We start from the raw sequence: 12,189 nt of genomic DNA, 5'->3' as shown, positions 1-12,189 counted from the left end.
ATAAAACATCTGGAGGTCATGAAAATGAAACATCTTATCATCTATGCTCACTCTAACGCTGAAAGCTTTAATCACGCGATACTGGAAACGGTTGTAACCACCTTGAAGGAAAAAGGTGACGAAGTCGTTGTACGCGATCTATACGCTCTTAATTTTCAACCGGTATTAAAACCTGAGGATACTGCTGCGATGAGAGCTGGACAAACACCGGCTGATATCAAATTAGAGCAGGAGTATATCACGCAGTCCGATACGATTACGTTTATTTCGCCCATTTGGTGGACAGGACTTCCTGCGATCTTGAAAGGTTATGTTGATCGTGTATTTGCATACGGCTTTGCCTATACGGCTGGTACAGAAGGGATTAATAAGCTGCTTACAGGTAAAAAAGGGTTTATCGTGAATACACATGGTACTCCCAACGCGATCTACGATGAAATCGGTATGACCACAGGATTGAAGCTCACATCAGATACAGGAATTTTTGATTTCGTTGGAATTGAATCGGTTGGCCACTTGCTGCTTGGAAGTATCGGCTACCTTGATGAAGACGGTTATAAAGGATTGCTGAAACAAGTACAAGACACGGTTAAAACAGTGCTGTAAAGTTAGTTCATATTCGTTCAGAAGCGTAGGACATTCTTTAAACGACAAGGTCAACCAGCATTTGAGGGTTGGCCTTTTCTTATAAGTGCTAATACTTTTCTAATATAGTCCAGACAACGATCTGATCCTGCTTGTTATTATGGGGATATACAAAACTAGCCTTTGTATGATTTGTTTTGTCATAATATACTAAGGCGTTTAGGCTTTGGGCGGAGTCGTAGCTTTGATCCACGAAATGGTTACCCAATTTATTTTTTACATCATCAAGTTTCTGAAGCTTGTGACCATCGATGCTGGAAAATTCACTCTCGGACAAGGTTTGCAATTTCATAATCTCTCCACTAGAGCTATAGACAATCAAGAAATTTTCAAAATATCTGTGATCGACATCTTTCGTGTGTTTATCGTTAAAATCCGGATTCTTTCTATAAGCAGTCAAATCAATCTCCGTAATATTCTTGCTTAGTGGAATATGGTTTATTGTCAATTCCGATAGATCCGTTGATTTTACCGACATCTCCGTCCATAGATCTTTTGTGAAATATGCCGTTAAAGCGATCAGGATAACAATACATATAATGAAGCTTTTTTTGGAGATTAGCTTAAGCATAGTTTAAAGACTCCTTACTATCACAGAGATTAGCATGGTTTATTTTATCGCAAATATTGGAGTATACTATTTAATTGTAACGAGTCGATGAATGAGATTAAAGAATTTTTTTGTTTTGGGCTAAGAGACCTCTGAAGGTGTAGGGGGAAAGTATAATAATTCACAAATATTTCATTGTTATTATCGTTGGCAATTCTTTATAGTACATAGTATCCATATTTAGTTTAACGTCGAGATAATGAAATTAATTTTCCTTACTTAGTGATCATCTGCATGTATTCAGAACAAGAATTACGGGAAAAATAACATAATGTGAGGGTGTACTGGGTGAGATATAAAATCATAGCAGATAGTTGCTGCGACTTAACGACAAAGCTTAAAGAAGAGATGCAAGTAACTACGATTCCATTAAACATGACATTGGGTGAAAAATGCTTCATAGATGATGGCACATTGGACTTGCCTCAGTTTATGGAAGAAATGAAAGCCTGTACAACCAAGATTGGTTCCGCATCACCATCACCTATGCTGTATAAGGAAGCCTTTCAAGGCGCGCATACTTCTTTTGCCATTACATTATCCAGCAACCTGTCCAGCTCGTATTCCAGTGCGTTGGTAGCAAAGGATATGGCGGAAGAAGAGGGAGCGGATGTTCATGTATTCGATTCGAAAAGCGCATCGGCTGGGCAACTCTTGTTAGCTTTAAAACTACGCAAGCTGATCGACGAAGGATATCATAAAAGCGAAATTATCTCTTCCCTGGAGAGCTTTATCAGCAAGATGAAAACCTATTTTGTTTTAGAAAATTTGGATAATTTGGTCAAGAACGGACGAATGAATAAAATTACTGGAAAGATACTCTCATTCTTGCATATCAGGCCTATTTTAGGTTCAGACGGTGACGGAAACATCGCATTATTTACTCAAGCCCGTGGTCAAAATCAAATCATTGAAAAGTTGGCAGATACCATTGAAAAAAGTGGTCGAAGTACCGAAGGAGAAAGCATCGTTATTACTCATTGCAATAATCCCGGACTGGCGCAAAAGTTAATGAATACCTTGAAGAACCGCTATCAATTTAAAGATATTCATATTGTGCCCACCAGGGGAATTAGTTCAATGTATGCCAATGACAAAGGGATCATTATCGCCTTTTAAAAAGTATTCAGGGTTTATCCTCGTGCGATGGATAAACCCTTTTTAGTATGTTGGGGCTTTGCATGAGTCTAAGCCTATCCCAATTTTCTAATGAGAACAGAGGCGTTTATGCTGGCTTGAGTTCCTCCGGCCTGTGTTTGCAGGGTAACAGCAGCAGTAGAGCTATGGTTACGCAGAGTAAGGACATCACCGCATGCCAGGGCGAGGATGGCTTGCCCGGTGTTCTGTTGTGTTCCCGCTCCTGAGCCGTACACGGTTCCCTCAGCCAGTACGCCATTAATAAAGATGGCGAATTGGTTAGGTTCTACACCCGACACCGAAAAGCGGACTTCATACTTTCCTGCATCGGCTACAGCAATTTGTGTAGTCCCTGGAAGGTGAGCAATCCCAGGTGTAAGTATGCCGTTCGTATCGAAAATGACCTCCCCTTCAATCGAAACGAGTTGGGGCCTCACATTATAAATGTAACCGAACTGCGCTATATCACCTGTGGTTCTGGAATCCCCTTCAGCATCATGATTAATGTTCACACGTACAACCTGCTTTTTGACAATGATGTCTTTACCAAACGATTTCCGTTTCGAGCGGCTTCTTTTTTTGGGGGGCATTTCCTCAAACTTTTTTTCTAGCTTATCAAACCAGGCACGAACGAAAACATCTTTTTTACGGCCTTTTTTTTGGTTCATTTTAGGACGACCCAATACAAACACCTCCATATGGTTTGTTGTATAGTACTCCATTCATCTAGAGGAGGCATAGATATCTGTCCTGTGTTTCATAGGAAACGATCTATTTTGACTAAAAACAGGCTTCTGTACAAGGTACATTCGTCTAGTATGTAAAAAGCACCTCCAAAAGTATCCTTGGTTGTCAACTAAGGATACTTTTGGGGTGCCAGTAGTAGCTTATATCATGATGAAGCGGTTTGAAGCCGCTTTTTTCGCACATATAGGGCGTACAGGATACCGCCAAGCAGGCACAGGATACAAGCAAATACTGCCAGTAACCAAGCTGAAGCAACTGCCCCTCCACGATCCATACTGTTTCCAAGCCATAGGGGCAGCAGGGCCCCTCCGACTCCACCTGCACCGATAAGCAGGCTGGTCGTCGATTCTTCTGTACCTGGCATCATTTTGCTGGCAAAAACAAGAGCGATGGAAAAGATGCCTGACATGCCGAGTCCCAGCAGTACGATAAGGACAAAGGCACCAGCAGTGCCTTGGATCAACGGGAACACACACAGCAGCAGAGTCGCTGCCAGTGAGCTCAGAGCGACAAAGACACCGTAGCCGTATCGATCGGCAATGTAGCCTGTGAACAACCGTCCAAAGGCCATTGCCAACCAAAAGCAGGTGACGCTGAGTGCTGCTTCGGCTTGTGTGAGACCGAGTCGCTCGATGAACATGGAGGGCAGGAAATTGGCCAGACTCATCTCTGTTCCTACGTAGATAAAGAAAAAAACGATAAATAATGCAAGGAGCTTCCAATTGCCTATAGGGCTGCTTTTAGAAGCCTTTACGGTAGGTGACTCCAGTGAATTAATGGCACGCTTATGGTAGTCACCTCGGTGTTCTTGTTCGTCCAATAGAGCGTCCATTGTGCCAAAGGACCCGCGCAGCCAGGCTATAGTGGCTACGGCTGCAAACAAGGAGATGATGGGGAATGCCAGTCGCCACCAACCTAGAGCAATGAATTGGCTGGCGATAGCCGGCATTGCTAAGGCGCCGATCCCGAAAAAGACTTCCAGACGGCTCATAGCCACGCCCGTTCCTTGGGTAATACCCCCAATAACAATAGTACCTATGACTGCTTCTACCATGCCGAAGCCAAATCCGGCTACTGCCCCGACGGCATATAGCCAGCCCCAAGGCGGCAGTAGTGAATATAGCACTTCAGCCGCACATAGCAGGAGGAGGGCAAATATCAGGCTTCGGCGTTTGCCAAAAGTCCGGGCAAGCCACGGTGACAGTAGGACTCCAGCCAGAAAGCCGGAAAATTGAGCGAATATCAGGCTTCCGCCATCCGTATAGTTTCTACCGTAATGCTCTAGCAACACGGGCAGTAGGGAGCCTACAACCACATGGGCTAGACCAATTAAAAAATAAGACAAGCTGCCGATCCATAGCAGTCGTTTCATGATTAACTCCTTTGGTACTAATTACCTTCATGCAGTAAAGTGAATGGTATAAGTCAGATTTGAATCATTAGGATAGCTCCAGTACTTGAAAGCCATAGCCTTCAATAGAAATATCTCCTTCCAGGAATTTCCCACTGATTAGCTCTTTTCCTTTTTGGTCATCCAGATGATATTGCTGTGTCTGGGCATTATGGTTCAGAACAAATAGATAAGACTTTCCATCTTTGGACCGCATAGTGGCTTCTATGCCCGCAGGAGCACGCAGCAGGGATGAAATCCCTTTTTGCTCACAAATGTAGCCCAGCAGACCATCAAGGAAAGGTTCCTCAGGGTCGGAAGCGACGTACCACGCCTCACCTTCACCAAAACGATTGCGTGTCAGCACTGGCATGCCCTGATAGAAATCATCGCCGTATTCCGCCAGCACCTCGGCTCCTTCGCTATGCAGCAAGTCGCAGAGCAACCCACATTTATAATCACCTTCTAATACGCCCACTTTTTCTTTCAATATAATGCGATTGTGTGATTCAGGCAGAAGCGCATCAATTTCCTCCACCCAGATCCCGAGCAGATTACGCAGCTTACCAGGATATCCTCCGGTTGTGACCAGATCGTTTTCATTTACAATGCCGCTGAAAAAGGTCGTTAGGAAGGTACCGCCACGCTCTGTGAATTGTTCCAGCTTCTCAGCAGTACCCGGCTTGACCATGTAGAGTACAGGCGCGATAATGAGATCATATTTTTGGAAATCTGTATCCACAGAAATCAGGTCTACCTGTACGTTACGCCGGAAGAGGGTAGCATAATACTTATGCACCTGATCCAAGTATTTCAAGGCGACAGAAGGGCCACTTGATTTTTCCAAAGCCCACCAATTGTCCCAATCAAACAAAATAGCTACTTTGGCATGAACAGTCGCGTCAAGCAGCGTGTTGCCTAAAGCGCCGAGCTCATTGCCAAGCTGTGCCACCTCGCGAAATACACGTGTGTTCTCATGCCCGGCATGCTCAATTACAGCCCCGTGGAATTTCTCACAAGCACCGATCGAGCGGCGAAGCTGGAAAAACATGACCGTATCCGCGCCATGTGCTACAGCCTGATAACTCCATAAACGCATAACACCAGGCCGTTTAAGTGAATTATACGCCTGCCAATTCTGCTGGCTCGGTGTTTGCTCCATCAGCATAAAGGGCTGCCCATCCTTCAAGCCGCGCATCAGATCATGCGCCATCGCCGTATAGCTTATCGGGGTATTAGCTCCGGGATAGCTGTCCCAAGATACTATATCCATGTGCTTAGCCCATTTAAAATAATCCAGTTGCTTAAAAAAGCCCATCAGATTGGTTGTTACCACGGCATCGGGAATATGTTTTTTAATCGCGTTATATTCCAGCAGGTAGCAATCCAGAATACTGTCTGAATTGAAGCGCGCATAATCGAGGGATATACCCTGGAATGTGGAGTGATTTTCTCCCCAATGTTCGCTTAGATTATTTGGAGGTACAATTTCATCCCAATCATAGAAGGTGTGACCCCAGAAGGAAGTATTCCACACCCGGTTTAGCTCTTCCAGTGATCCGTATTTTTGTTTGAGCCACACTCGGAACGCTGCGGCACAATTGTCACAATAGCAATCCCCGCCATACTCATTAGAAACATGCCACACCAGGATCGCGGGATGGTCTTTGTATCGCTCTGCAAGTCGGTCAGCCATCTGCTCCGCGTATTTCCGATAGGTTGGGCTGTTCGGACAAGAGTTATGGCGTCCACCGAATTTTCGCTTACGCCCGTCAGCATCGACCCGAAGAATGTCAGGATAACGGGTAGCCATCCAAGCAGGATGCGCTGCCGTACTAGTAGCTAGACAAACGAAGATATCGCTTTCATAAAGATTATCAATTAGCTGATCTAGCCACTCAAAATGATATGTGATTTCATCAGACTGAATTTTAGCCCATGAGAAAACGTTGAGTGTGGCGATATCAATGCCGGCCTGCCTGAACATCCGTAAATCCTCCTGATGCGTGGCCTCATCCCATTGCTCAGGATTGTAATCCCCACCGTAAAATACTTTAGGAAGTTTGCTGCTTATCATGCCAATCACCTCTGTATATAAGAATAATCCTATCTTATAATACAAATTAATGCTTTTAAATATAATAAAATGAACATGTATATAACAATATGGATCTACATGAGACATAAATACCGCATACGCCGGAGGTGCTTTTTATGATTTTGACTCCCCATCATTTGCGATTTTTCCTGACTACTCGTGAACACTCTTTACCTCTTTTTATTGAAAGTATCGGATTTAATAGCAGACAGGAGGATGTGTCCCGTCCAGAGGGCTATCCATGTTTTCACTGGATTCAGACGGTGTCTGGTGAGGGGATGTTTACATATAAAGGGGGGACCTTCCGTTTGGGCGAGCAGTCCGGGGTCCTGCTGCTGCCAGGCGAAGCCCATGCATACAGACGGGCGACCAAGGTATGGCGAACGTTATACATCACATTTGACGGACCCATCGCCGCTGCTGTATTGACTGCACTCGGATTGAAGCATACACGAGGGTATCATTGGGACCCGGATAGCGAGCTGCACAGCTTTGGGGAAAACATGCTACACTCCATGGTTAGTGAACGTGATTTGTCTGGATTAGATGCTTCGGCCAATATGTACCGTTTTCTGACTCTGCTGCGTAAACATGGACAACATAGCTCGATGCCTTCCCTTTCTCATAATGTGGAACGTTTAACTCCTGTACTGACCTTTATGGAGCAAAATTATGCCAGCCCAGATGTGGGTTTAAGGGATATGGCCGTGATGATGAATGTCAGCGCTCGTCATTTAAATACATTGTTTAAGCAAGCGTTCGGTGTGACTTCGTATGCTTATCTGATTGTAATTCGGTTGCGGAAGGCGAAGGAAATGATGACGGAGTATCCGCAATTAACGGTGAAGGAGATTTCGGAGCGCGTAGGCTTCCGAGATGTCAGTCATTTTGTGGCAACATTCCGCCGAGCGGAAGGAATTACGCCTGAAAGGTTCAAAATACTGTATACATAAGGGTATTTTATCAAAATACTCTTTCTTACTCGGGAATGCTCTTTTTAGGGAGCATTCCTTATTGTTTTTTTCTGGATGAGGGAGTATAAAATAATAGTTCATTTGTTTCATCAATCTGATGTGCAGGTGACATAATAAATATACGATTCATAGTTCTTTTGCAAAACCCTCATCCAAAGAAGGAGTCAACGAAATGCTGAGTAAAGTCAAAAGGTTATTAATCGGTCGTCCGCGAAAGTCGACGGCCCTTGAAGATGAGAAACTGAATAAGCTCAAGGCACTGGCCATTCTGTCCTCAGATGCATTGTCCTCTGTAGCTTACGGCACGGAGCAAATTCTGCTAGTTTTAATTACAGCGGGCTTCGCTGCCCTATGGTATTCCATCCCTATATCCATTGCGGTGTTGGGTTTGCTTATCATCCTGATCCTGTCGTATAGACAAACCATTTTTTCCTACCCTGGTGGTGGGGGAGCCTACATTGTCGCACAGGACAATTTGGGAAAGAGTCCAAGTCTGATTGCAGGAGGCTCTCTGCTGGTCGATTATATTCTAACGGTAGCTGTTAGCTCATCGGCAGGTACAGATGCCATTACATCGGCGTTCCCATCGTTACATGATCATCGGATCGCAATTGCTTTGGTGATGATTATCTTTTTGACTATTATGAATTTGCGCGGGGTGACGGAATCTGCCTCGGTGCTGGCGATACCGATTTACTTATTTGTTGTTGCCATTTTTGTTTTGATTATTAGTGGTATCATTCACTATCTGGCAGGAGGAGCCCATGCGGCGGCGCCGCAATTTGGAGCTACGGTATCCAACGTCAGTCTGTTTCTCTTACTGAAAGCATTCAGCTCGGGCTGTTCGGCGCTAACCGGTGTAGAAGCTGTCTCCAATGCCATTCCGAACTTCCGCAAGCCTGCTGCCAAAAATGCGGCAACTACATTGATGATGATGGGCTTGATTCTCGGCTGTATGTTTATCGGAATTAGTTTGCTGGCTTATTGGTACGGTGTTCGTCCTAATCCGCAAGAAACAGTCATTTCGCAAATTGCGAATGCCACTTTTGGGCGCGGTGTGATGTACTACATCATTCAAGGTGTGACGGCGCTTATCTTGTTTTTGGCGGCCAACACAGCCTATTCAGCCTTTCCGTTGCTCGCTTTTATGCTCGCTAAGGACAAATATATGCCGCATATGTTTATGGTTCGTGGAGATCGACTCGGTTATTCTAACGGTATCCTGTTTTTGAGTATCTTCTCGGCATTGCTGGTCATCGTTTTTGGTGGCAATACCGAAAATCTCATTCCGCTTTATGCTGTAGGGGTATTTATCCCGTTTACCCTGTCGCAGCTTGGTATGATGATTCGATGGATTCGGCTCAAACCTGCTGGCTGGGTCGTCAAGCTGGCTATTAATACGGTTGGGATGCTAACCACGCTGTCGATTACGCTCATCTTTATCTTCACTAAGTTTAGCCAGGTGTGGGTAGTCTTTATCTTCCTGCCTTTGGTACTGTATTTCTTTATGAAGATCAACAAACATTACAAAAATACGGCTGAACAACTGCGCATTGATATCACGAAGGACAAACCTATGGTCAAGGGCAATACGATTATTATTCCGGTGGCAGGCATTACACGAGTCGTTATGAATACCATCAGCTATGCCAAAACATTGTCGGACAATGTGGTTGCTGTATATGTGGGTGTGGATGATGAAGCGATTCAAAAAATGGAACAGAAGTGGGAAGAGTGGGATGTAGGTATACGTTTAGTAGTGTTGAGATCCCGTTATCGCAGCATCATTAATCCGCTCCGCAAGTTCATCGATACAGTAGAGTGGAAAAAGGCAGACGAGGACCATATCACAGTTCTCATTCCACAATTTATCACTAAACACTGGTGGGAAAATATACTGCACAATCAGACCAGTTTGCTGATGAGAGCTTATTTAATCAATTACAAAGACGTCATCGTAACGACCGTACCTTTTCATTTAAACAAATAAAGCCATATTAATACTCATTAGTATGATAAAATCAACACTTTTTGACCGCATCTTGGTGCGGTCGGAGGGTGTTTTTTTACATAATGGGGATATTTACTTGGGTGATACATTTTGTGTATTATGGATACAAAACGTATCATCAAGAATTGTTATGGAGGGATACGATGCCCGAAGACAAGGGGAAGATGGAACGAGATAAGTTGCAATTTGTAGATACGCTAAGGGCGCTGGCGATTATCGGAGTGTTACTTGTGCATGTCAGTCAGTATGTGGACGGATTAAACGGTTGGTTGCAAAAAGGCTTGAGCATAGGAGCCAAAGGAGTCGCTTTATTTTATATGGCTAGCGCTTTTACGCTGTTTCTATCTCTGAGCAGGCGTTCGAGTGACAAGAGAGAAGGAATGGTGGCCTACCTGTTGCGTCGTTTTTTTCGGATTGCACCCTTGTATTACATAATGTTAGGAATCTATTTAGTTGTAAATGGGACAGGTCCGCGATTTTGGCTTGGAGATCAGGAGGGAGTTACTGTCACTAATATTGCAGCCCATGCTCTGTTTTTGAATGGTCTCAATCCGTATTGGATCAACAGCATTATCGGTGTGGAATGGTCCATTGCGGTGGAATGTATGTTTTATCTATTTATCCCCCTCTTATTTAAGTTGATTCAATCGGTTCGCCATGCGACTTGGTTTGTCGTGATGGTGCTTGTGGCAAGCTTCGGGTTAAATACGGTGTTTGCTCAATATCCATTGATTAGTGATCAATCTTTATGGGGGCATTATTTGTATTTATGGTTTCCGAATCAGTTGCCTGTCTTTGGGCTGGGGATATTGTTGTTTTTCATTTGGAAAGACGAGCGTCATTGGAAAAGTGTAAACCCGCTCAGTGGGGGGCTTCTGCTTGTTACTGTGCTGTTTGCGTTTTTTGGAGGTATGACGGATTATCTCATAGGTGTTGGCTTGCTGTTAGGGGCGTATGCTTTGTATCATTGGCAGCCGAAATGGCTACTTAATCGCGTGTGGTCATGGATCGGCCGCCTCAGCTACAGCATGTATTTGACGCATATGCTGGTCCTGGGACTAATCGTACAGATTAAATTACCGTTTGCTCCCTTAGTCAGCCTCTCACTTCTGTTCATCATGACGTTGCTATTCACCGTCGGACTTTCCTGGTTTACCTACACGTGGATAGAACAGCCCGGCATCCGATTGGGGAAAAAGCTTATATCACGTATAAAATCTGTACGCGAGCAGGAAGATTCGGTCAAAGAAAGTGTTGCCTAGTTGCAACTTGAAGCAGCATCAGATAACATTTGGTTGAAGTGCTTGAATAAATCTACGAAATTATTGAAAAGACCTCTTGAAAAGTAGCTCCCAGCCCTTTATATTCGATGTACATCCAAGTTTTTGAATACACCGATGAGGTTTGTTGGAATTGTAAAGGAGATGCACGTATGCTTTTGGAGCCACTTGGCTTTTTACTTTTCTCTACACTGGAAGGAGTAGCTGTTTTTGCGCTGATTCTCAGTATCTTTAAAGTTAGAATGACTCCTTATCTATGGCAGGCTATTTTTGTGAATCTGATTATGAACCTGCAAAGCTATTTGCTCCGAGAGGAATTTTCACTCTCCTATTTAGTACCTGTCATTAATATGCTGCTTTTTATTTTTTTACTTGCTACAGTGGTGAAGATTCCGATTGTTTGGTCAGGTATTATGACAGTTACCGGTTATTTTGCATATGCCGTTATTCAGTCGGTACTCCTGAAAGCTATGTTCGGTAACCTACCGGTTGCTGAGCTGCAGAACGGTTCCTTGAAGGGCTATCTGTTACAAGTGGTTAGCGCAGCGACAGGACTACTAATTTCATTTATATTGTATCGAAAAGAGATCGGCTTTTCCCCAAATTTCAAAAAGCTTAAGTTCAAAGAGGAATATGGCATTGTCATCACACTGATCATTCTGTCTCTCATTTCAACCTCTATTGTGCTTTACTATAGCGAGGTATGGTTGAGTATGATATTTTTTGCACTGGTATCGGGATTTTTTATCTACTATGCAGTCGGAAAGGAATACCGAGATGATTGAAACGATGGCTTTCAAACTTGCTAACCAGATTAAACGTACTGTGCCTGATCATCCGGCTTCCGTCCCAGTACTTAAATACGCACTTGCTCTCATTCTGAATGCGTCTATGATCATCGTGTTGACACTATTCGCCTCATTCTTCACGGGGCGGATGGTCGAAGCTGTAACGATTCTCGTCGCTTTTGCCTTGCTGCGCCAAGTATCTGGTGGTATTCACTTGAAAACGGGTATGGCATGTGTGCTGGTGACCTCTGTAGCTTTTACATACATATCTTGCATTTCCTTAAATAATGGGTTGACAAACCTGTTTACCGGAATCGCTCTCATTCTTGTTTTATGCTTTGCCCCGTCCAGAATTGAAAAGCAGTCGCGCATTCCAGTGCGATTTTATCCCCTCTTGCGATTGTTATCTTCCTTGCTTGTATGTACTAACTTTGTAATAGGTTCTTCTGTAGTGGCTGTTGCTTTTTTGGTTCAAAGCCTAACATTAATCCGGGGAAGGAGGTGAGTGG

At 44.0% G+C, this 12,189-nt stretch carries 11 protein-coding genes; 7 read left to right on the top strand and 4 right to left on the bottom strand.

What is annotated here, in order from left to right; all coding sequences use genetic code 11:
• Window positions 1-24 precede the first annotated feature (24 nt).
• Window positions 25-606, top strand: coding sequence for an NAD(P)H-dependent oxidoreductase (locus ACXHJ1_RS22395; RefSeq protein ID WP_016819253.1), 582 nt, complete (start codon window positions 25-27; stop codon window positions 604-606).
• 88 nt (window positions 607-694) lie between these two features.
• Here the strand turns inward: ACXHJ1_RS22395 and ACXHJ1_RS22390 are convergent, their stop codons facing one another.
• Window positions 695-1,216: a peptidase M56 gene (locus tag ACXHJ1_RS22390; protein ID WP_090887250.1), complete on the bottom strand. Its 522-nt coding sequence runs from the start codon at window positions 1,214-1,216 to the stop codon at window positions 695-697.
• Window positions 1,217-1,543: 327 nt separating this feature from the next.
• Between ACXHJ1_RS22390 and ACXHJ1_RS22385 the strand changes: the two genes are divergently transcribed.
• The gene (locus ACXHJ1_RS22385; protein ID WP_457905234.1) at window positions 1,544-2,374 is read left to right on the top strand and encodes a DegV family protein; all 831 of its coding nucleotides are present in this window, start codon (window positions 1,544-1,546) and stop codon (window positions 2,372-2,374) included.
• A gap of 74 nt (window positions 2,375-2,448) precedes the next feature.
• Here the strand turns inward: ACXHJ1_RS22385 and ACXHJ1_RS22380 are convergent, their stop codons facing one another.
• The 3 genes from ACXHJ1_RS22380 to ACXHJ1_RS22370 form a co-directional block, all read right to left on the bottom strand.
• Window positions 2,449-3,075 carry a BclA C-terminal domain-containing protein gene (locus ACXHJ1_RS22380; RefSeq protein WP_457905233.1) on the bottom strand — a complete coding sequence of 209 codons (627 nt, stop codon included), beginning with the start codon at window positions 3,073-3,075 and terminating at the stop codon, window positions 2,449-2,451.
• Window positions 3,076-3,284: 209 nt separating this feature from the next.
• The gene (locus ACXHJ1_RS22375) at window positions 3,285-4,511 is read right to left on the bottom strand and encodes an MFS transporter (RefSeq protein ID WP_457905232.1); all 1,227 of its coding nucleotides are present in this window, start codon (window positions 4,509-4,511) and stop codon (window positions 3,285-3,287) included.
• 67 nt (window positions 4,512-4,578) lie between these two features.
• Complete coding sequence (locus tag ACXHJ1_RS22370; RefSeq protein WP_457905231.1) at window positions 4,579-6,606, bottom strand: beta-galactosidase; 2,028 nt, start codon at window positions 6,604-6,606, stop codon at window positions 4,579-4,581.
• Window positions 6,607-6,743: 137 nt separating this feature from the next.
• Between ACXHJ1_RS22370 and ACXHJ1_RS22365 the strand changes: the two genes are divergently transcribed.
• From ACXHJ1_RS22365 to ACXHJ1_RS22345, 5 genes are all read left to right on the top strand, one after another.
• On the top strand, window positions 6,744-7,580 hold the full coding sequence (locus ACXHJ1_RS22365) for an AraC family transcriptional regulator (RefSeq protein WP_019686969.1): 837 nt from the start codon (window positions 6,744-6,746) through the stop codon (window positions 7,578-7,580).
• Between the two features lie 193 nt (window positions 7,581-7,773).
• Window positions 7,774-9,591 carry an APC family permease gene (locus tag ACXHJ1_RS22360; RefSeq protein WP_013370622.1) on the top strand — a complete coding sequence of 606 codons (1,818 nt, stop codon included), beginning with the start codon at window positions 7,774-7,776 and terminating at the stop codon, window positions 9,589-9,591.
• A gap of 164 nt (window positions 9,592-9,755) precedes the next feature.
• The gene (locus ACXHJ1_RS22355; RefSeq protein WP_457905230.1) at window positions 9,756-10,874 is read left to right on the top strand and encodes an acyltransferase family protein; all 1,119 of its coding nucleotides are present in this window, start codon (window positions 9,756-9,758) and stop codon (window positions 10,872-10,874) included.
• Window positions 10,875-11,044: 170 nt separating this feature from the next.
• Window positions 11,045-11,677: a hypothetical protein gene (locus ACXHJ1_RS22350; RefSeq protein ID WP_016819261.1), complete on the top strand. Its 633-nt coding sequence runs from the start codon at window positions 11,045-11,047 to the stop codon at window positions 11,675-11,677.
• The gene (locus ACXHJ1_RS22345) at window positions 11,670-12,185 is read left to right on the top strand and encodes an accessory gene regulator ArgB-like protein (RefSeq protein ID WP_016819262.1); all 516 of its coding nucleotides are present in this window, start codon (window positions 11,670-11,672) and stop codon (window positions 12,183-12,185) included. The genes ACXHJ1_RS22350 and ACXHJ1_RS22345 overlap by 8 nt, the downstream gene beginning before the upstream one ends.
• Window positions 12,186-12,189 lie beyond the last annotated feature (4 nt).

It is taken from the genome of Paenibacillus sp. ALE2, assembly GCF_054113385.1.
Note: the sequence above shows the minus strand (reverse complement) of the source record. Positions and strands in the feature narration are given on the sequence as shown.

What these genes read in the sequence shown, in the direction of transcription:
- ACXHJ1_RS22395 (WP_016819253.1), top strand. Translation starts at nt 25, where the DNA reads ATGAAACATCTTATCATCTATGCTCACTCTAACGCTGAAAGCTTTAAT.
- ACXHJ1_RS22390 (WP_090887250.1), bottom strand. Translation starts at nt 1,216, where the DNA reads ATGCTTAAGCTAATCTCCAAAAAAAGCTTCATTATATGTATTGTTATC.
- ACXHJ1_RS22375 (WP_457905232.1), bottom strand. Translation starts at nt 4,511, where the DNA reads ATGAAACGACTGCTATGGATCGGCAGCTTGTCTTATTTTTTAATTGGT.
- ACXHJ1_RS22370 (WP_457905231.1), bottom strand. Translation starts at nt 6,606, where the DNA reads ATGATAAGCAGCAAACTTCCTAAAGTATTTTACGGTGGGGATTACAAT.
- ACXHJ1_RS22365 (WP_019686969.1), top strand. Translation starts at nt 6,744, where the DNA reads ATGATTTTGACTCCCCATCATTTGCGATTTTTCCTGACTACTCGTGAA.
- ACXHJ1_RS22360 (WP_013370622.1), top strand. Translation starts at nt 7,774, where the DNA reads ATGCTGAGTAAAGTCAAAAGGTTATTAATCGGTCGTCCGCGAAAGTCG.
- ACXHJ1_RS22355 (WP_457905230.1), top strand. Translation starts at nt 9,756, where the DNA reads ATGCCCGAAGACAAGGGGAAGATGGAACGAGATAAGTTGCAATTTGTA.
- ACXHJ1_RS22350 (WP_016819261.1), top strand. Translation starts at nt 11,045, where the DNA reads ATGCTTTTGGAGCCACTTGGCTTTTTACTTTTCTCTACACTGGAAGGA.
- ACXHJ1_RS22345 (WP_016819262.1), top strand. Translation starts at nt 11,670, where the DNA reads ATGATTGAAACGATGGCTTTCAAACTTGCTAACCAGATTAAACGTACT.